17 protein-coding genes are annotated in these 20,190 nt (G+C 38.0%); 2 read left to right on the forward strand and 15 right to left on the reverse strand.

The genetic code is table 11. The annotated features are described in order from the left end of the window. Positions 1-106, forward strand: a 106-nt coding sequence (locus tag KHA97_RS24615) for an IS3 family transposase (RefSeq protein WP_213125735.1), incomplete at its 5' end; no start/stop codon positions are given. Between the two features lie 61 nt (positions 107-167). Here the strand turns inward: KHA97_RS24615 and KHA97_RS10790 are convergent. The 9 genes from KHA97_RS10790 to KHA97_RS10830 form a co-directional block, all read right to left on the reverse strand. Continuing rightward, on the reverse strand, positions 168-1,340 hold the full coding sequence (locus tag KHA97_RS10790) for an MFS transporter (protein ID WP_213124755.1): 1,173 nt from the start codon (positions 1,338-1,340) through the stop codon (positions 168-170). 169 nt (positions 1,341-1,509) lie between these two features. Then, the gene (locus KHA97_RS10795) at positions 1,510-2,061 is read right to left on the reverse strand and encodes an NADPH-dependent FMN reductase (protein WP_213124756.1); all 552 of its coding nucleotides are present in this window, start codon (positions 2,059-2,061) and stop codon (positions 1,510-1,512) included. Positions 2,062-2,153: 92 nt separating this feature from the next. Next, positions 2,154-2,348, reverse strand: a complete 195-nt coding sequence (locus KHA97_RS10800) for a CLC_0170 family protein (protein ID WP_213124757.1) — start codon at positions 2,346-2,348, stop codon at positions 2,154-2,156. 18 nt (positions 2,349-2,366) lie between these two features. Continuing rightward, positions 2,367-3,605 carry a Ger(x)C family spore germination protein gene (locus tag KHA97_RS10805; protein ID WP_213124758.1) on the reverse strand — a complete coding sequence of 413 codons (1,239 nt, stop codon included), beginning with the start codon at positions 3,603-3,605 and terminating at the stop codon, positions 2,367-2,369. Then, positions 3,606-4,718 (reverse strand): GerAB/ArcD/ProY family transporter, encoded by a 1,113-nt coding sequence (locus KHA97_RS10810; protein WP_213124759.1) that lies wholly within the window; start codon positions 4,716-4,718, stop codon positions 3,606-3,608. A 14-nt stretch (positions 4,719-4,732) separates the two neighbouring features. Beyond that, on the reverse strand, positions 4,733-6,361 hold the full coding sequence (locus tag KHA97_RS10815; RefSeq protein ID WP_213124760.1) for a spore germination protein: 1,629 nt from the start codon (positions 6,359-6,361) through the stop codon (positions 4,733-4,735). Between the two features lie 764 nt (positions 6,362-7,125). Next, positions 7,126-9,591, reverse strand: coding sequence for a beta-mannosidase (locus tag KHA97_RS10820; protein ID WP_213124761.1), 2,466 nt, complete (start codon positions 9,589-9,591; stop codon positions 7,126-7,128). Positions 9,592-9,621: 30 nt separating this feature from the next. Continuing rightward, positions 9,622-10,236: an SGNH/GDSL hydrolase family protein gene (locus KHA97_RS10825; protein ID WP_213124762.1), complete on the reverse strand. Its 615-nt coding sequence runs from the start codon at positions 10,234-10,236 to the stop codon at positions 9,622-9,624. A 15-nt stretch (positions 10,237-10,251) separates the two neighbouring features. Beyond that, positions 10,252-11,214 (reverse strand): glycoside hydrolase family 113, encoded by a 963-nt coding sequence (locus KHA97_RS10830; protein WP_213124763.1) that lies wholly within the window; start codon positions 11,212-11,214, stop codon positions 10,252-10,254. A 255-nt stretch (positions 11,215-11,469) separates the two neighbouring features. Between KHA97_RS10830 and KHA97_RS24620 the strand changes: the two genes are divergently transcribed. Then, a complete protein-coding gene (locus KHA97_RS24620) occupies positions 11,470-11,619 on the forward strand; it encodes a GH36 C-terminal domain-containing protein (RefSeq protein ID WP_407658033.1) in 150 nt (49 codons plus the stop codon). A 32-nt stretch (positions 11,620-11,651) separates the two neighbouring features. Here KHA97_RS24620 and KHA97_RS10840 read toward each other — a convergent pair whose 3' ends face one another. The 6 genes from KHA97_RS10840 to KHA97_RS10865 all read right to left on the reverse strand — a co-directional run bounded on the left by KHA97_RS10840 (position 11,652) and on the right by KHA97_RS10865 (position 20,185). Further along, positions 11,652-12,665 carry a substrate-binding domain-containing protein gene (locus KHA97_RS10840; RefSeq protein WP_213124764.1) on the reverse strand — a complete coding sequence of 338 codons (1,014 nt, stop codon included), beginning with the start codon at positions 12,663-12,665 and terminating at the stop codon, positions 11,652-11,654. Positions 12,666-13,208: 543 nt separating this feature from the next. Continuing rightward, positions 13,209-14,108, reverse strand: coding sequence for an ABC transporter ATP-binding protein (locus KHA97_RS10845; protein ID WP_213124765.1), 900 nt, complete (start codon positions 14,106-14,108; stop codon positions 13,209-13,211). Further along, complete coding sequence (locus tag KHA97_RS10850) at positions 14,108-16,978, reverse strand: ABC transporter permease (RefSeq protein WP_213124766.1); 2,871 nt, start codon at positions 16,976-16,978, stop codon at positions 14,108-14,110. Before KHA97_RS10850 ends, KHA97_RS10845 begins: the two co-directional genes overlap by 1 nt. 12 nt (positions 16,979-16,990) lie before the next feature. After that, positions 16,991-18,040, reverse strand: a complete 1,050-nt coding sequence (locus KHA97_RS10855) for an efflux RND transporter periplasmic adaptor subunit (protein WP_213124767.1) — start codon at positions 18,038-18,040, stop codon at positions 16,991-16,993. Beyond that, on the reverse strand, positions 18,009-18,704 hold the full coding sequence (locus KHA97_RS10860; protein ID WP_213124768.1) for an ABC transporter ATP-binding protein: 696 nt from the start codon (positions 18,702-18,704) through the stop codon (positions 18,009-18,011). Before KHA97_RS10860 ends, KHA97_RS10855 begins: the two co-directional genes overlap by 32 nt. 308 nt (positions 18,705-19,012) lie before the next feature. Beyond that, complete coding sequence (locus tag KHA97_RS10865; protein ID WP_233713443.1) at positions 19,013-20,185, reverse strand: sn-glycerol-1-phosphate dehydrogenase; 1,173 nt, start codon at positions 20,183-20,185, stop codon at positions 19,013-19,015. Positions 20,186-20,190: the final 5 nt, after the last annotated feature.

The raw sequence follows: 20,190 nt of genomic DNA on the forward strand, positions 1-20,190 counted from the left end.
AATAGAAGAATACATAAATTATTATAATTATAAACGTATAAAGAAAAAACTGGCAGGCATGAGCCCAGTTGAATACCGGATTCATACCAGCCAATTAGCAGCTTAATATAAAACTCTAACTTTTGGGGGTCACCTCAATCCTAAAATGGAGTCTGCACCTTTTTTTATTATCCTTCTACCATTTCTATTTTTCTACTAGACTTTTCTTTAATAGAAAATAATATAAAGCCAACTGTGCCAATGAAGGAACTACCAGCCATTAAAAAATAGAGAGTCGGACCACCGAAAGCGTCAAAGATAATGCCGCCAATAGAGGAGCCAATAATATTCGTTATACTAAACGCAATCGCCATAAAAACCATATGGCCGGTCGCTTGCATTTCAACAGGAAGGGCTTTATATAAATATTCAATAGCTCCCATGTACATGATTGCAAAACAAATTCCATGCAGTGCCTGTATGGAAAGCAAGATGGAAGGGTCTGTAATAAATCCGATCATGATCCATCTAATTGTAAAAAGGAACCCAGCAATGATCATGTATTTAATTGGGCTTTCTGACCTGAACCAAATGAAACTTGTAATGAGGAGGATCGCTTCGCTAAGAACCCCTATAAACCAGAGCCAGCCAACAAGCATTTCATTCCCGCCAATTTCAAATAAATATAAACTAATAAAACTATCGTTCACACGGTGTGTCAAGAAAATAAAAAAGCTTAATAAAAAGAAAATAAGTAATGTCCGGTTTTTAAAAAATTGACCCACTTCTTTTAAGTTCACCTTTTTCGCACCAGATTTGGCATCTTGCAATGTAAGTGATAACAAAAAGGTCAATACTGCAACAGTCATCATTGGAATGGCAAGAGATTGTACACCCATCTTATTAAAGTAAAACCCACTTGCTAACGAAATGACCGCAAAACCAAAGGAACCCCATGATCGAATGGAGCCAAAAGAGACTTTATGTTCATCTGCAACACGCTTAGCTAAATTATCTGATAATGGGTTTAACGCCGTAAAGAAGAAGAAAAATAATGCTCCTGCGACATAAAGCCAAATAAGAGAACTTAGCTGGAAAATCAAAAAGATTCCTATTAAAATACCAATTAACACAATATTGATGATTTTTTTAACTGTTTTATATTTATCACTCATAAACCCCCAAACAGGCTGGGCAAAAAGACCAACTGCTGTTCCAAGCGCAAAAAACATTCCTATTGCTGACTTCGACAGTCCATTATTTTGAAAATATAAAGGCAAAAAGCTAACAACCAGTGAACTGATAGCGGCACCAAAAAACAAAAACATCTTAAGAGACAAAAGAGGATTTTTTCGTAACATATGAGTATGCTTCCTTTTCATGTTATAGGTCAATGATGAATATTATTTTTAAAAATGAAGGAGCCAGCCCTATAATGAGGACTGGCCGGTAATGGCTACTGTTATAATATACTATTGATTGGAATAGTTTGAAAGTACTAAATTATTTTGCCCACGGTTTTTCAATGAATCACTTGCTGGTTTTAATCATTTCTATAAACTTATCCACTTTATCATCCAAAAAGCTAATTGTTGTCTCATCTACTAATAAACCAGTTTCTTCGTCAAATTTCTGTGCTGCAAAATTGACGAGGACTTCGTTACCTCCTGGCGGAAGTACCTTTGCCTGAATTCCGGGCGCAGATAAAATTTCCCGCAAATGTAATTGAGCGCGCACCGTTCCGAGCATTCCAGTAGAAACACCTAGTGGCATGACCGGTTTACCTAAAAACACTCTCTTTACTCTCGATGTCCAATCAATAGCGTTCTTTAAAACACCGGGAACGGACCAATTGTATTCTGGTGTTATAATAATAACTCCATCCGCATTTGCAACAGCTTTTTTAAAATCTTTTACTACTTGCGGTGGGTTATGTTCTTCATCTTGGTCAAAAAATGGAAGGCTCCTGATATCAGCAATTTCAATATTCAAGTTATCTTTATAACGTTCTTGCATCGTTTTGGCGAGCTGCATATTATACGATTCTTTTCTAATACTTCCTACGATTGTAAAAATGTTCATTATGTGTTGACCACCCTTTCATTTAATACCATGATGACTTGAATCATAAACTAATAAAAATTCACTGCCAATATATTTGCTTTCTTCTCCAATTACCAAAACCACTTCTGATACGCCCAATACCCTATAAAAAGCAGTGCTCCCGCAAGGACATTCGTCCACCCTAAAAATATTGCAAACATTTTTTCTTTTTTCATTTGATTTTTCTTGAATGCACTAACATCAATAATTAAGATGAAGAATCCAGTCACTATTAAAAGAACTACTAAGTAATAAAAATAAGGCAATTTAATCCCTTCCTTTATCTACTTCGCCTTCATACCTGTCCTTACGATTTGAGATTCAACTTGAACATTAACTTTTAAATCATTTTGAAAAATATTTTCCCAATCTCCTATTGTTTTTACGTTTTGACTCCAATAAGTTGAATGCTTAGCCCTTATATGCTCCCCGAAACCGAAGATATCTGATTTTTCCTTTTGCATTTTTTTAACTAACTTTTCTATAGCTTTCGTATCTTCATCATTAAAGTTTTTTTCAATTTTCTTTAATGTCTTTGGATTATCAATCGATATTTTTCCTTTCTCTTTTTCAATAATTTCATTTACATATCGAATTCTAATCCGAATTTCAGGTTTTCCGTTATGTAGCTTAGTTTTAAATTTTGTCCTTCGTTTCATAGCACGCAATAAAACTTGATCTTGCGTACCTGGTATTTTATAAAATGCTGCATATCCACCTGTGCTTTGTTGAAGGATAGCCATTTGCAACCCAATTTGAATAGGTGGGATATATCCTTTCATTTTATCTCCTTTGAAGTACGCAAGTCCTTCAAGGTTAATATTTCCTCCACGTTTTATTTCTAAATACGGGAGGTAGGCATCCTGCCCTTTGCTTGCATGAATGCGCCAAAAAACACCAATTGGAGTTTTAGGAAATTTTCCTAGTTTCACTGAATTTTCGATCATAGCATTAAGATATAATGCAGGTACCCGCTCCAATTCCGGAGCCACCTCCATATATTTTGAAGCTCTTTCTCTTGAAACGGCAATCCAAGCAGTTCTTCTTACTTCGGATTGTCTACGTAAATAGTCGTTAAAGCGATCGACGCCTTTTTTAGCAATTTCTTCACTTAAAATTATGACACGCAAATGTCCTAAAAATATTTTATCTGATAATTCTTGCTGGAGATTTGTCATAGCCGCATCAATCGTGGAGCCAACTACTGAAAGTACCCAAACTGGTTTCTGACCCTCACCGCCAGTGCCACCAGTTTGCGGACCTAATGGAATACGTCCTGGTACGGCTATTTGAGCGGTCAATTGAATTAAATCGTGATCCTGTTCCGCCGTATCGCCTTTAATACTGGTGATTTGTTTTTCTTCCTCACTTCCATGTTGTGTCCCGTGATCCATTTCCGCTTTATCAATCGCAATAGCTAATACGGTTGCTCTTTTTTCGATGTCTAAGCTATCCCAACAACCGGAGAGCAGAGGGATGCAGAAAACGATAATGCATAGTAGAGAGATATGTTTCCGATACATTTATGTTCCCCCTTTACTCTTAGGTAATTTGCGAATAATAGCCATAATAAAAATAAAAATAGGAATCACAATTGTAAGCAATAGACCTAATCTGCCAACTATTTTAATGACGTCGTACATTTGGAACATATTATGGGGAATCATCGCTATAAAAAAAACGATGGGCAATAAAAAAAGCGATAATGTTTTTTGACCTTGCATTCGAAAAAACTGACTTAATGAATGGATTGTTAACATATAACTAGAAAAAATCGTCGTAAAAACGGCCGTCACCCAAATGGCAAGAAACACAACATCTAATCTTTGCAAAATGTTGCCAGGTAAAGAGGTTGCTCTTGCAAGTTCCAATGTTGGCCACATTAAGTTTTTCATTTCATCCACTCCAAAAACAGATAAGGTAGCAAAGATAATCATGACATAAAGAATCCCGGAAATTCCGATACCCCAAATAGCAGATTTCATCGCCTTTCCAGTTTTTTGCATATAGGGAATGATGATTGTTATAATAAACGACCCTTGAAACAAAGCAGTTACTGTCAATGTTCCAATGAATACTTGTTTTAGGTTGTTTGCTATAAGTGGTTGAAAAATTGGTTGGAAATAAAGAGTATTTGCATTTGTAAAAGATAAAACGACAATGATTAAGGCTGGAACCAAGATAGCAGGGACATAAAAATTATGAATATAAGCAAATGTATTTATATCATCACGTGTAAAAATGGCTGCCATTAACAACATGACAATTACAGTTACTTCAATCGGAGTGTTTTTCAACACTGCTGCCACGACAACTTCGCCAAATTCTCGGGATGCCATCGCCGTTAAAAATGTGAAAAATAAAATGATCATTATTCCATACATGCGGCCAATCCACTTTCCCAAAACAATTTGACTGTATCCTATAATAGATTGGTCTGGAAATCGCATTCCAAGCTTTGTCATAATATATAGCCCAATAAAACCAAGGAAGACAGCTATTAAAGTAAGAAGAGGAGCCCCGGTGTCTGCGGCTTGAACAGCAATAAGCGGAAGGTTTAAAACCCCTACTCCAATAATGGTACTTATTAAAATCGCTGCTGTTTGAACGGCCGTTATTTCACGAGTTTGCTCCATGCACTTCTCTCCGATCATTTTTTAGTTTCCTTCGTTTCATTGGATTTATTATTTGCCTTAGCCGAGATAATTTCTTCATTTTTTCCCAATCTTTTATTATTGCTTGGATGGAGAAATTCTGGTCTCCTCGGCATCCATCTAAACGGAAATCTAATGACGACATCTTTCATTCCATGTGAATTCCCAGGAGATACTGGGCTCATATATGGAACACCAAATGATTTTAAGGACAGCATGTGATTGAAGATTATAATGATTCCAACCACGACGCCATAAAGGCCAAATATCCCGGCAAGTATAGCTAATGGAAATCGCAGCATCCTTAAAGCGAAAGATGCATTATAAACGGGCGTTGCAAAGGAGCCGATTGTCGTAATCGCTATTACCACAACTGTAATTGGGCTTGATAAACCAGCATCTACTGCCGCTTGCCCAATAACTAAAACGCCAACGATCGATAAAGCTCCGCCAATTTGTTTCGGCAATCTGACCGTCGCCTCACGCAACACTTCCATCGCTACTTCCATCATTAACACTTCCACTACCGCCGGAAAAGGGACTCCAGCTCGACCTCCTGCAACCGCAACTGCGAATTCTGTCGGCAGCAACTCCGGATTAAAGGAAATAAACGAAACATATAGGGCAGGAAAAATTAATGAAAAGACGAGTGCCAAAATTCGTACAAGCCTTGTAAAGCTCGCTAAAAGAAAACGAGTTGAGTAATCCTCGGTCGTTTGATAAAACTGGTTAAAGACAACAGGCACCATTAAAACAAAAGGAGATCCGTCAACAAGAACGGCTACTCTTCCTTCAATAATATTTCCGACCACACTATCAGGACGCTCCGTTAAAATCGTCTGAGGAAAAGGAGAAAACTGATAATTTTCAAGAAATTGTTCAAGATAACCGACGTCTAAAATGGCGTCCACATCAATCTCTGATAACCTTTTTTCGACCTCGTTTACTAACGAAGGCTCCACGATCCCTTTCATATAACAAATTGCTACTTTCGACTTCGTCAACCTGCCGATCTTCATCGTTTTTACACATAAATCAGATGTAGGAAGACGATAGCGAATTAACCCTATATTCGTATCTAATCGTTCAATAAAACCTTCCCGAGGTCCTATGATGACTTGCTCGGTTTCCGGTTGTGTTATAGCCCTTTTGTCAATGGAACGTGTCGCAAGATGAATAGCCTCGTATACACCATCTATAACAATCACTGTTTCCCCTACAAGAATTTTTTCAATAAGTTTTTTAAGATTAGATTCCAACTTAATTCCACTATGATAGATCACTTCTTCTGATAAAATATCTACAATATTACTATGCTGAATTTTATTGATTTCTAGATGATCCGGCGGAAATAATAACGGTTTGATAAGATCATTATTAATAACTGATTGATCAACCATATTGTTTATATAAAAAATAACTGCTGGAAACTTCCCAAAAATCGTAACCTTTCTGGTAATAAAATCCTCATTTTCACCAAGTATGTTACTCATAAAAGCACTGGTTTTCTCTAGACTTCCATCCAACGTCTGCTCGCTTGCATTATTGAGCTTCACATGGGGAACGTTGTTAAGCTTTTGACGATTTTCCTTTTTATTTTTCTTTTTCCACATCCAGCCTGACATTTTTATCCCCCATAACTGGTCAGAATAATTAATGTCATTATGTGTAATCTAAGATTATTTATGTAAAAAAGTAGCGTAAGGCTCTGCTGTTATCTTGTTTTAATTGCTAAAAACTATTGGACTTAAATGTGGCGTTTCCTTCATTATTGTGCGGTTGCAAGTACATTCTTCAAAGGAAAATTTCTGATTTTAATATTATGGAGTTGATCCTGATTGTGACATTTAGAGCAAGTTTAGAAAGATTCTGTTATATTCGAACAGCAATTGGCTAATGGGCCGGTGCTTGCGCAATTCAATCTGCATTCGTACAACAAGTGTGACAAATGAGAGAGTTCTTGCTCGATTCACTTCCATTCATACAACAAGTGTGGCAAATGAGAGAGTTCTTACGCAATTCACTTCCATTCGTACAACATGTGTGGCAAATCAAGAAGATGTTAACTAATTCAGTTTAATACGTAGCACAATGATGAATTATTAGGGAGGTGTGCTGCGATTCAGCTCATTGCGTGGCATACTTGTGACTATTCACGAAGTCATGCTGTGATTCAGATCGTTGCGCGGCATACTTGTGACTTTTCAAGAAGTTGTGCCGCGATTCAGCTCGTTGCGCAGCATAATCGCGAATTTTCGCGAAGTTGTGCCGCGATTCGGTTCATTACTCGGTAAAATCAAGAACTCAATCCACAAAAGATTTACTATATTTAAAAAAACTAACCACAAAAAAGACAGACTCATTTTTGAGTCTGCCTCCATAACAATGATTAGTACGTATTGTAAATGCTGCGAACAGATAAGCTATTCTTAAATTCTTCTGAGCTTATTTCCCTGCTTAAGCTCGCTTTCTGAACAGTAATTTTCTTCACATCACCAGCAGAAAGATCAAAATAATTATCGCTGAATTTGCAATCGGCATCCACTAAATCAAGTTCTACATATTTAGCTAAGCCGGCTTTGGCTTCTACTGAAAGAATAAATTGATCTTGCTCATCCTGCACTTCAACTGTAATTTGTGGATCAACGAATTCAAAATGCTTCGGCTTTACGAATAAGACAACTGCATTTGAATGGACTTCCCCATCCATGAATAGTGTTGCTTCAAGGTATGTGTTTCTCATGTTCTCATCTGAAAGTACATCCTCAAAAGAAAGCTCGATGCAATTTTCAGCGGAAAGCTTTCCGACCTTTGCGGTAACAGTACCTTCCTTTAAGATAACGGAAGTGTTTGTACGTAGTTTCCATTCAATTCGCCCTTCGATGTCTTCCAGTGAATCATTTGTAACGTGAATGGATGCTGTTTTTCCTTCTTCTTCAATAGATAGTAAGATCGGCTCATAAAATTTCTTCGTGAAATAATGAAGAGCTTTCCAGCGGCCGAAGCTATCGATACTTGACCATGATGCGACTGGCCAGCAGTCATTTAATTGCCAATACAATGAACCCATGCACCGTCCACGGTTGCGGCGCCAATGCTCAACTCCATATTTAATTGCTTCTGCTTGTAAAAGCTGCGAAGTAAATAGCAGTGAATCAAAGTCTTTCGGGTATAGGAAGTTCTCTGATAAATAGAAGAGAATTTTTCCATTTGCTCCTGCATTTTTCTGATGTGTCTCCATCACTCGGGAGAAAATATTTCGATCCTCAGGAATCGTAAAAGTATCCACTGTTTTTAATGAAGGAAATGATTGGAACCCAAATTCAGAACAGAAACGGAAAAAGTATTTACGATATTCAGTAAATGGCTTTAAGCCGTGCCACACTTCCCAATAATGCATGTCCCCACGATTCGGATCGCGCGGTTGGTCAAAGCCACCGCCTGATGTCGGTGAAGATGGCCAATAAAATGTTTGTGGATCCAGCTCCTTCATCATTTCAGGGATAATGTATTCAAATAACTTAATGTAATCCGTTTTGCGCATTGGATCTTGCGGCCAGCCCCAATGTACCCAGCCTTCTTCCGTTTCATTATTTCCGCACCAAATCCCCAGACTCGCATGATGGCGCAGACGCTTCACATTGTCTGCAACTTCTTTTTTAACTGTATCTAAAAATTCATCCGTCAGTTTATACACACTGCACGCAAACATAAAGTCCTGCCAAACAATAAGACCGAGGCGATCACAAAGATCATAGAAATAATCTTCAGGATAATGGCCGCCACCCCAAATGCGGACCATATTAAAATTCGCTTCAACACTATCTTTTAAAAGCCGTTCCGTTTTCTCTACAGAATTTCTTGCGAGTAAGTTATCCTCTGGAATATAGTTAGCTCCCATTCCAAAAATCGAAAGGCCATTTACGTAAAATTCAAACGATCTTCCAAATTCATCCGGAACAGATTTCACTTCGATCGTACGGAGACCGATGGTGTATTCTTTTGTATCAAGCTTGGAACCCTTGCTATCCAATAAAGATACTTCTACTTCATATAATGGTTGTTTTCCATATCCGTTTGGCCACCATAATTCAGGGTTTTCTACATTAAAAGTGACGATTTCTTGTGAAGCTGAAACAGAGATCGTCTTTACCTCGACCTCACCAGTGGGATTTTTCAACGATACTTCGATTTGAACATCTTGATGACTGCTCAATTCTTCCACTTTTACTCGTACATCAAGCTGCACTTCATTTTCCTTATGCACTTGTGTCATATACACATCATCAAGCTTTGCAGTACTCCAAGCTTGTATCGAAATATTTCGCCAAATCCCCATATCTGGAATTTGTGGACCCCAGTCCCAACCAAACATATAATGGGCTTTTCTTAAATATGGATATCCAGCAACTGCATCGCCAACCCCAGCAAGCGGATCTTCATTTTGCAAAGCACGAATATATTTAGTAGGAGAATTGAATTTTACTGTAATGTCATTTTCGCCTTTTTGTAAAAACGATTTTACATCCATTTCATATATGCGATGCATATTATTCGTCTTTTCAACGAGTTCACCATTAATGGAAACTTCCGCTAATGTATCGAGCCCATCACAAATGAGAAGGATTTTATCTTGCTTCAAAAACTCTTCATCTACCGAAAACATTCGCGAATATACATAATCGTTTTCCGCAATTTCAAGTCCAATTTTTTCATTATCGCGATAAAATGGATCTTCAATTTTGCCATGCTGCAATAAATCATTCATGACAGAGCCTGGTACTTGAACATCAAGCGACAAGTCTGCTCCAACTTCTTGCATTTTCCATTGTCCGTTTAAATCAACTTTTAACATTTTGTCCACTCCTCGAAGTTACATTGCTATTTATTTAAGTAAGCTTTCACATGCTTGAAGCCATGATCTTGCCATCAGCATATTCCCCGCTGAATTCATATGAACACCATCGGTCGTAAGCTTGTATGTAGTGCCTGATTTTAAATAATCGATAAAATCTTGATGGGTTGGAACGAGAATCGCACCAAATTTATTAGCTAACTTTCGTACGATTTCCACATATGGAATAAGCTTTTGATTACCTTCAGAATTTACATCCTCTTCAATGACAGTTGGTTCCATTAAAATTAACTGGGCGTTTGTTTTTTCTAAAAGTCCTGTCAAAATCTCTTCAAACTGGTCTGGATACACTTGTACCATATCTGGATTATCAAGCTGACGCCATACATCGTTTATTCCAATGGAAACTGATACATAATCAGGGGTTAGGGCAAGAACATCTTTTTCCCATCTGTCCTGTAAATCTGTTGCACGGTTTCCACCAATTCCTTTGTTGATGATTTCCAGATTTTTGCTTGGAAAAGCAGTCTTTAAATAATCATGGATGATTCGAACGTATCCAATCCCAAGGCCTTCGGGATCTTCATTTTTGCCCCATTCTGTAATGCTGTCGCCTATAAATAAAATTCGCGCTTTATCCTTCATGTTCTTCCCCGCCTTTTATTTGTTTATATACCAATCTTTTAAAACTTCTTCCGCTTTTTTACCGTAAATATCGAAGCCTCTATTTTGCTTCGCTTCCTCCAGCGGATAGAGCTCGGTACTCCAATCCCACCAGAAAAACCCGGCAAACCACGGTTCATCCCAGAACGTTTTCATGACTGAACTGTAAAAATTGGCTTGTTCTTCCTCGTTAAAAGGGAGATCCTGATGTTCAAAATCCCAAGGCATCGTCGCACATCCTTCAGCACTCCTGCAGCCAATTTCCATAAATAAAATAGGCTTTTTAAATTTCTTATGAAGGTTTTCAATTCTTTCCTTTACCTTCTCCCAATTTTTCAACATCGTTTCTTCGCTGTCGCCAGGTTTTTCAGCGACTGGATAATAAGCACTTGTCCCAATTATATCTACGTGTTCAAACCAATCTATCCCGTCTTCTTTCCCATGGTTTGCATTGTAAATAATCGGACCGCTGTAAACTTTTCTAACCTTTTCAACAACATTTATCCAATGTTTCGTCTGCGCCTCTGTCCCTACCATTTCACAGCCTATGCAAAACATATCACATTCAAGATCCTCAGCTAACTCAGCGTAATGGAGTAAAAAATTCGTATAAGAATCAAACCACTTCGCCCAATATGTATATGCTTCTTCCGGGAAACCGATTCTTGCTCTCCATAATCCATCTCTTGAGTTGACCACTGGCTTTAAACACACCTTCAAACCGAGCTCTTTTGCCTTTTTTACCGCAAACATAATATCACTGTCTGTCATTGTGAAACCGTAATCAAAAGGAATATCAGTAGAGAAGATGGTGTTTTGGTATGTATAAAATGACAATGCAATCCACTCGCTACCCGTTTCCTTTAATTTTTTTAACGATTCAACGGCTCCCGGCGTCCGATATGCCCCTCTTGAAGAATCCCAGCCATATGTCATTCCTTTAACAAATAGTTCCTTCACTATTTTTCCTCCGTTTAGCTTTTGAAAATACTTTTCTGGTAATATATAATAAATTTTAACTTAATCGTTAACTTTAATCAATTTATTTTTAGTAATTTAAAGTACTTTAAAACATGACTTAACGTATAATTCACATAAAAATTCAAGTTGCCTTAATCCATAAAAGGAGTATTAAAATGACAATCTATTACGAAAGTCAATCAAACATCTTTCATCTTCAATCGAAAGATATGAGCTATATCATTCAAACGTCTCATTTTAAAAGGATTAAATCCTGATTTTAACTATGTTTCCGAACGTGATGGAGTAGTATACGGCGGTGACCAGCTGCTTGCGGGAGGCTTTTATGTGCCAAAACTTCACGGGGACTATGCTAGTACGTGGTTTAAATTACGAGCTCAATAATAAGAGCAAAAAAAGAGAGAGGGCAGCCTCTCTCATTTTTTCTTTATGTTTTTCACAGAATCCCGATACACGATGTTTCCTTTTATTTGGATCCTACCATGCTTTTTGCCCTTGTCACGAATTTTTTCCTGAATAAAGCCAATAGCTGTACGGGACATTTCTTCAATATTCACTTCTACTGTTGTAAGACCAGGTTCTGTTATGGTTGCATAAATATCATTATCAAAGCCGACAACTGAAAAATCTTCCGGAACACGATAGCCAAAATCTTTTAATTTGGCGATTAAAAGATGAGCGACTTGGTCGCAATTACATACAAACGCTGTAGGAAGTTCCTCTGGAAGGTCAATCTCGATATACTTTCCATGTTCATCACGATCGCACAAAATGTATTGATCATTTAGTTTTATATGATGTTCAAGCAAAGATTTGTAATAGCCGAGAAATCGATCTTGAATACTGCTTGTAGAATATATATTACCTACAAAAGCAATTTTTTCGTGGCCGTTTCGAATTAAGTAATTGGTGATATCGTATGCTCCGTAAAAATTATCAGTAATGACAGCATCCATATTCGCCTCTTCGTCGTAGAAATCCATGAATACAGTTGGAAGCTCAACCGATTGCAATTTTTTAATATACGGCTTTTTGATTTGCCCAAGAATAACAAATCCATCAACTTTTTGTTCCTGGTAAATCCTTGGGAGTTTTAATTCGTCCTCATCTTCAGAACGTAAAATATGCAAAATCCCATAGTAACCTTGCTCTTCTAATACTTTTGAAATCGATTGATAAAAATTCAAGTAAAAGGATTGGAGCATACCAGTGAAACGCTCAGGGATAATGACGCCAATATTGAACGAAAGCCCATCTTTCATCGATCTCGCTGCCGTATTAAAGCGATAACCCATTTCTTCAGCTAATTGTTTTATTTTTTCCTTTAATTCATCGCTGACACCCTCTTTATCATTAAGTGCTTTCGAAACCGTCACACTGGTGACTCCGATTTTTTCAGCGATATCCTTCATCGTTACATTATGTTTCATCTAAATCCCTCACATGTTTATCTCGCAGTTGTTAATTAATTTATCGATAACTTAATATTTATATTACTTGTTGGGTGAAGGAAAGTCAAAGGAAGGAGGATAAATTGGCGTTTGGGGAGGGATTCCAACTCTATTATTTTCATATTCATCGTAAAAAATATGGATTGCTTATCGCAAAAACTATATGATTTTTTTCTTTCATTGTGAATTACATGATAATTATCGATGAAACTTTTCCATTCTCTTTTTTCATCGAGAATTACGCATTAATTATCGATGAAACTCTGGCATCTTCCTTTTTCATCGAGAATTACGTATTAATTTTCGACCAAGCTTTGGTACTACCTCTTTTCATCGAGAATAACGCTTTAATTATCGATGAATCTTTGACGTTTTCTCTTTTCATCGGGAATTACGCGTTAATTATCGACAAAACTCTGGCATTCTCTTTTTTCATCGATAATTACACATTAATTTATCGACGAAACTATGAAAACGACCACTCCCGTTTCAAAGAGGGATGGCCGTTTCCATAAGTAAAAACTATACAACTTTTGATTTTATTTCGTTTGGATTAACGATAACAATTTTTCCGTCTTCGAGTTCCATTCTTACTTTATTCGTTTCGGAAATTCCGATGGCTTCTAAGTAGCTTTCTGGAACTTGGATTCTTCTTGCGCTATCGAGAACTGCCAATTCTACGTGTGTATCTTCTTCTACACCGTCATCGCTGCTTTCGTTATCGTCATTTTGTATATAGTAGGATTTACGCAATATTTCACTAGATGTTTTTCCATCGCGAATGGCGACGACGCGGTCCATTTTTCTCGTGAGCTGAGTGTCATGGGTAACGATGACGATTGTGACGCCAAGTTCTCTGTTTAGATTACGGAAAACATCTAGGATGATATCCGCCGTCTTCACATCAACGCTTCCCGTCGGTTCGTCCGCCAGAACTAATTTCGGATCATTCGCAAGGGAAATGGCGATGGCTACCCTTTGCTGCTCTCCACCTGAAAGCGAGCCTAATCTATTATTTAGACGATGACCCATTCCGACCATTTCCAGTAATTCTTTCGCACGCTCCCGTTTATGTCGGCCCTTAATTAACATCGGCAGCTCGACATTTTCGATGGCCGTCAAGTATGGAATCAAGTTACGCGCGTTATTTTGCCAAACAAATCCTACTGTTTCGAGTTTATATTTTACTAGATCTTTATCGGATAAACGAAGTAGATCCTTGCCACCTACAATGAGCTTACCTGCAGTCGGTCGGTCCAATCCGCCGAGCATATTTAGTAATGTTGATTTTCCACTACCACTGCTTCCGATAATTCCCATCATTTCGCCTTGCTCTACTCTTAGATCTAGACCCTGTAACGCAATAACTTCATGATCATCATCAATCTTATAGATTTTCATTAAATTTTGGCAATCGATCATTAATCTTCACCTAACTTTATGGCTTGATGAATTTTTATTTTTCTTAAGAAGCCGATTAATATGGCGGATCCTAGAACTAGCATTAATGCTGAGAATATATAAATTTTCGCCTCATCGCTCGCATCAGAAATGACCGTAAATGGAGGCGTTAAGTCACGAATATTCAACGAAAGCTTAAACAGTGGAACATATAATTGACTTGTCACTCCACCTACGATGATTCCGAGTATACATGCGAAACCTGATGTAAGGACTTGTTCTGAAACCAATATTCCAATTAATTTTGGCATTGGAATCCCCATTGCCCTGTAAATACCATATTGCAGTGTCCTTGATTTGATCGTCAGCACCCAATATAAAAGGAAACCAATAAATGAAATCAACAACGATATAAGGAAACCTAATGTCATTGTACCATTTAACCCCAATAAAAGTGCTCCATTTTTCAAATCAGTGATTTGTGGATTTACATCGTTCATGACCATAACCGGAATTTTAGAGTCTTTTAAATCTTGATAAAATTCGGCCCGAGAAGTATCCGGCTTTAACTTCAGCCAAACCTCATAAGGTTCAAGGCCAAGCATATTTTGTACATATGGGAGGTTAGCTACAACAAGAGCACCCTCGGATTTATTTTCCACCGACTTCTCCAAAGGATTGAACGATGGCCAATAATCAATGATTCCAAACACTACAAATTCCCCATAATCGGAACCAGCCCACTGCATCGTAATATAATCACCTTGTTTAACTTCTAGAGCATCGGCTGCTTTTTTCGAAATAAGGACCGCGCTTGGCTCTTTCGCGATTAGGTTCAAATACTCGTACCAATGATGCGGCAATAAGGAAGGTTTAAACCATGCCGTTTCACCAAACGCCTTCGGCTCAATCGCCATCAAAGTTGGATAATGGATGCTTTTTCCGCTAGGGGTTGTAACGGATACGGAATCCTTTTTAAACACTTTCGCAGCTTTATCAACTTGCTTTAATTTTGTTATTGGATCAAAAGGTGGTTCCGTATAAACAACAGGTTCCACTTCTGGAAGAGCATCAGCAGACTCTCCTCCGCCTTCAGTTCCACTAGGACTTGGAGAAGTACCACCGCTGCTAGGACGACTACTCTCCCATCTTAACAGCATACGAACTTCCGAACCATTTTTATAATGCAATTGCTCTTCCAAGTTTGTGTTAATAGTCCGGGCGGCACTAGCACTGAACACACCCATTCCTATTGTCATCACTAAAAACAACATAAGAAACTGATATTGTTTTGTAGATCTACTCACTTGTAAAAATGTACTGTATAACGAGACTGGCCAAAACTTTTCTCCAATTTTATAAAACAGCTTCAAAATTAAAGGATATATTCTGAGGGCTACCAATCCTAAGCCAATAATGAATAAGGCTGGCATGAAAAATAGCTCCGGGTCGATCATTACGTCAGAACTCTCTACATCAAGGTTCTGCAACACTTTTTGACTGCGGTTAAAAGCAACGAGTCCATAAATGGCAACTCCAAGAACCGAAAATTCAAAAATTACAGTATACCAAGGTATCTTGCCAACATCCCTTGCTGATTGCTGTTTATGACTGACAATACTTTTTCCTGATGCACTATAAACAGGAATCATGATCATGATGATAGAAGCCAAAACAGCAAGCAGTGCATAAATATAAGATTTTACAGAAAGTTTAACAGGTAATGCTGACCTCTGAATAAATTCTAGGAAACCATTGGATGCACCGAGCAATTTACACAGTTGCAAACCGATGAGTGGGCCGATTAAGAGTGCCAGAGCACCCAAAATGGCTATTTCGATAAAATAAATGCCTAGAATTTGCCAGCGGCTTGCTCCCCTACTTGTAAAGACTGCAATTTCATTTAATTGCCGTTCAATGATCAAGCGAGAAATCATAAATAAATAAATGGCAAGCATAATGAGAACCGGGACATTCAACGACCAAAGCATCGTTGTCATTTGCATTCCTTTATTTTCATATGATTTTAGGATATTTTTGATTGGGAAGTTAAATAAAATAGTTGCTTTTTTCACGCTCGAGATTTGCGATTTCAACTTTGATTCCAAACTCAATAATGCTGGGAAATGGGTAGATTCGATTTTATGATAGTCAAATGCTGAACTGAATCGGCCAATTCCTAATAGTTCTTCATGTTTTGGAATTAATTCGTCCCTAAACCATTTTTCATTAACGATAAAATCATCATTGAATGATCGTGGTACAAGAGACCAATATGGGTCCTCAACTGATTTTGGCTGGAAGGTTCCAACGGGCTTAATGACAAACTGCTGCTCGCCTTCGCTGCCGACGATAAAATTAGTTCCCAGCACCATGCTTCTTTTAACTAAAGCTGTTTCTGAAACGAGAGCCTCTACAACTCCATCTACAGTTTTATCACTAGGAAAAGTTCCATCCGTAATCGTAATATGATCCTTGAGTCCGGAAATCATAAGTAATTTTGCTGCGTTTTGCGAACTTCCGCGCCGTTCTTCTTCTTCATACATTGTTCGAAGCGGAGTCGTCGCGATAATATTTGCATCTGCTATAACCGGGATTCCTGTACTCTCTACAAGATTCTTCTTGATATCTTCCACTTTGGCGAGTGATTCTGCAGGTTTTTTAACGATAGAGCTAGCGAATGTATCAGAGAACGAAAATTCACCTGGATATTGATTTTTCTTCACTTGATGGTCTTCTAATTCACGAACTAATAATTTTTGTAATACGCTGGAAGTATATGTTGGAATACTGGAAACAAGTGAAACGGTTATGATTAAACCGAGGAATAAGCTTCCGGTCAGCCAGCGATTGTTCAGCATCTTACGAAAAATTAACTTTATGATAGCCACCGCTTATACCTCCTACTTTAAGATGATGACGTCCCCTTCATTGAGTCCTTTCAACACTTCCACTTCTGTAGAAGACATAATTCCGACCTCAACATCCACTTCACGTTTTGTATTATCAACCATGACTTGAACATAGTTTCTGCCAACCGTTGTGCGAAGGCCATTTTTCGGAATGACGAGTGTATCCTTTTTACTCGCAGTGATGATTTCAATACCTGCAAGATCTCCAACTTTTGTATCATTCGGAAGCTTTTCAGCCTCTACTAGGATTGATTTACTATAAAGATCTGGATTTTTTTCATAAATATCAGCAGGGACATCTTTTGGAGTCTGTACGACTTTTCCTTTACCTTCTTTACCGCTTATGTTGGTTACGACATCCATCCCAATTTTCACATCTGCAAGATCATTGGCATTCATTGCTGTATATTGAATTTGCAGTTGAGTCGTTTCCGCTACTTGAAATAATGATTCGTAAGCGGGAACACCTTGACCTTGTTGAATTTCTGTAACATACGTGATGACTCCGTCAATAGGCGAAGTGATTTTTGATTCCTCTAACTGATTATTCATAAAATAAAGTCGATTCTGAATGCTTTGGACATCTAATTTTCCCATTTCGATGGAATATTTATCTTCATGATTCGATTGCATTTGTTGAAGTCTTAACTGAGCTTTTTTCAAATCGATATAAGCTTGGTCAATTTCAAAAGAGAGATTGCCAGTTTCTAATTCTGCAAGTGCTTGGCCTTTCTTTACTAAATCCCCTTCTCTAACATTGATTTTCTTTAAACGTCCGCCATCTTTTGTGTAATATAAATCATGATGACTAGTTGGAACCATCGTTCCCGACCCTTTAACCCTTTTAATGATTTCGGCTTTTTTAACTTCTGCCGTTTCGTAATCAAGCTGGGCTGGTTCAACAAGTGGCGGCGCCAACACAGGTTCTTCCTTCGGTAAGAAAGAACATCCTCCTAAAAAGAATGAGAAGAATGCCAAAGTCCCTAGTAAATAGTAAACATTTATTCTATTAGATGATAATTTCTTGTTTATCTTTCGCAATTTTCCGATCCTCCAATGTATAAACATGTTCTATTATTTCGAGAATGCCAGGATCGTGTGTTGTCATCACGATCGTAGTCGTTTTATTTTTCACGAGTTCCTGAAAAGCGCTAATAATATGAAATGCCATTTTCGTATCTAATTCTGCTGTAGGCTCATCCGCTAAGAGAAGTGCTGGTTTTGTAGCAATCGCCCTTGCTACCGCTACCCTTTGCTGCTCTCCGCCGGAAATTTCGTAAGGGCGGTGTTTAGCTCGTTTTGAAAGCCCAACAAGTTCAATGGACTCTTTTATTTTCTCTGCCCATTCTGCACGCGGCACCCCTGCGATTCTAAGCCCAAATTCGATATTTTCTTCCACTGTCATTAGTGGAACTAGTCCATAAGACTGGAACACAAAGCCCATTTTCTGCCTGCGCAGCTCTGAACACTGCTTCTCATTGTATTTGCTGATCGGATTTCCTTCTATGTATATCTCCCCATCCGTTGGCTTATCTAAAGCACCAATTAAATTCAGCAAAGTTGTTTTACCTGATCCTGACCTTCCTCTTAGGGCTACCAACTGATGTGGCTCAATTGTTAAATTAATCTGATCTAAAATATCTACTTTTTTATTCCCGGATCCAAATGACTTGCTAATATTTTCTATTCTTACAACCGGTTCCATTTTCACAGCACCTTTCTATCATTTCTGGATGCTAATCCCCCAATCCTTTAAACGACCACCCCTTTGTGCTCAAATCACTGAAGTCAGCGCTTACAAAAAATATTAAATCAACGTACATTTACGAAATATCATACTTTAGTCTTAATATTGTGTCAGTTTTCGCATAACTTTATATTAGTATTCATGAAACCAAACGTCAATGTGATTTTTACAAATTTGTTACATTCGTAGAAGGCTATCTTTAGTTCTAGAATCGTTCTAGGGCAATAAAAATACCATTGTAATCAAGGTTTTCTTCCAATATAGTTCTAGAGACCGCTGTTATAGCATTTCAACATTGTAAAACGCTCTCTTAATAGATGTGCTTCTTTTAAGCTTCTATTAACAAGTTCCTCACTAATTCCTAATTCTTCTGGTGCAGTAGCACCTCCGACCTTTTGTAAAAGAGTTCGCAATTGTTCTTTATTTGGAATGGTGGCAACGATCTCTGCAACTTTTTCACTTTTATCTTTTAATGCATGTGGAAGCAGCTTACCAGATGAAAGCCAATCATTGTAAAGCTTTGCAAGCATAACGGAACTGATACCAACCTTTGCACCATGTAAAACTTGGCGACGTTTATTTTGTAATAATTCCATTTCCCAGTAGTGTGAAAGATGGTGTTCTCCACCTGATGCCGGATGTGATTGTCCAAACAATAGCATAGCGAGACCGGACTGGATAAGTGAAGCTAGTAAAATGCGAATTCCTTCTTCGTCCCCTGCGGCTATTTGGTCGACGTGCTCTACAGAATAATCAAGGGCTTCTTTCGTAATCGAAGCAGCAAGCGGGCAATATGGTTCATCTGCTATTAATCTACCAAAGCTCCAATCTGCGAGCGATGTATATTTTGCCAACATATCGCTGAAGCCAGCCGCTGTCATCTCTTTTGGAGCATTTATAAGTACATGGATGTCGGCAAAAAGGGCGATGGGAGATACCGTTTGAAAAGTCTTTTTTACTCCACGAACAATTAACGGAGCACCTAATGAAGTAAACCCATCCACAGAAGCCGCTGTTGGAATTGAAATAAACGGCTTTCCAGTTTTGGCACTGCAAAATCTTGTAATATCGTGGATTGTACCAGAACCAACTGCCATAAGCACATCAACATGGGCATCGATTTCTATAAGTGCCTGGACAATCGAAACTTCATCCGCTACTACATCTCCCATTTTATTCGGCTTAATGGTGCATACGGAATATTCGAGATTTGCATTTCGTAAACTTTCTGCAAGCTTTTCCCCAGCAGCTTCATACGTATTTTCATCTGCTACTAGAAGAACACACTTAAACTCTTTTTCTATAAGAAATGATGAGCATTTTTCAAAAGCATTGGTACCTATATACATCGTTTCTATTGGAATGTGATGATGTTTATGACCACAGCTGCATGTTTTACCTAAAGCTTCTATTTCCGCAATCATTTCTTCTAGTTTCATTTGGT

Source organism: Lederbergia citri, assembly GCF_018343625.1.
Lineage (GTDB): Bacteria > Bacillota > Bacilli > Bacillales > Bacillaceae_C > Lederbergia > Lederbergia citri.

Excerpts from the sequence above, each read along its gene's own strand:
- KHA97_RS10865 (WP_233713443.1), bottom strand. The coding sequence starts at position 20,185 with ATGAAACTAGAAGAAATGATTGCGGAAATAGAAGCTTTAGGTAAAACA.
- KHA97_RS10840 (WP_213124764.1), bottom strand. The coding sequence starts at position 12,665 with ATGAAACATAATGTAACGATGAAGGATATCGCTGAAAAAATCGGAGTC.
- KHA97_RS10845 (WP_213124765.1), bottom strand. The coding sequence starts at position 14,108 with ATGATCGATTGCCAAAATTTAATGAAAATCTATAAGATTGATGATGAT.
- KHA97_RS10810 (WP_213124759.1), bottom strand. The coding sequence starts at position 4,718 with ATGGAGCAAACTCGTGAAATAACGGCCGTTCAAACAGCAGCGATTTTA.
- KHA97_RS10860 (WP_213124768.1), bottom strand. The coding sequence starts at position 18,704 with ATGGAACCGGTTGTAAGAATAGAAAATATTAGCAAGTCATTTGGATCC.
- KHA97_RS10815 (WP_213124760.1), bottom strand. The coding sequence starts at position 6,361 with ATGTCAGGCTGGATGTGGAAAAAGAAAAATAAAAAGGAAAATCGTCAA.
- KHA97_RS10790 (WP_213124755.1), bottom strand. The coding sequence starts at position 1,340 with ATGTTACGAAAAAATCCTCTTTTGTCTCTTAAGATGTTTTTGTTTTTT.
- KHA97_RS10820 (WP_213124761.1), bottom strand. The coding sequence starts at position 9,591 with ATGTTAAAAGTTGATTTAAACGGACAATGGAAAATGCAAGAAGTTGGA.
- KHA97_RS10805 (WP_213124758.1), bottom strand. The coding sequence starts at position 3,605 with ATGTATCGGAAACATATCTCTCTACTATGCATTATCGTTTTCTGCATC.
- KHA97_RS10795 (WP_213124756.1), bottom strand. The coding sequence starts at position 2,061 with ATGAACATTTTTACAATCGTAGGAAGTATTAGAAAAGAATCGTATAAT.
- KHA97_RS10825 (WP_213124762.1), bottom strand. The coding sequence starts at position 10,236 with ATGAAGGATAAAGCGCGAATTTTATTTATAGGCGACAGCATTACAGAA.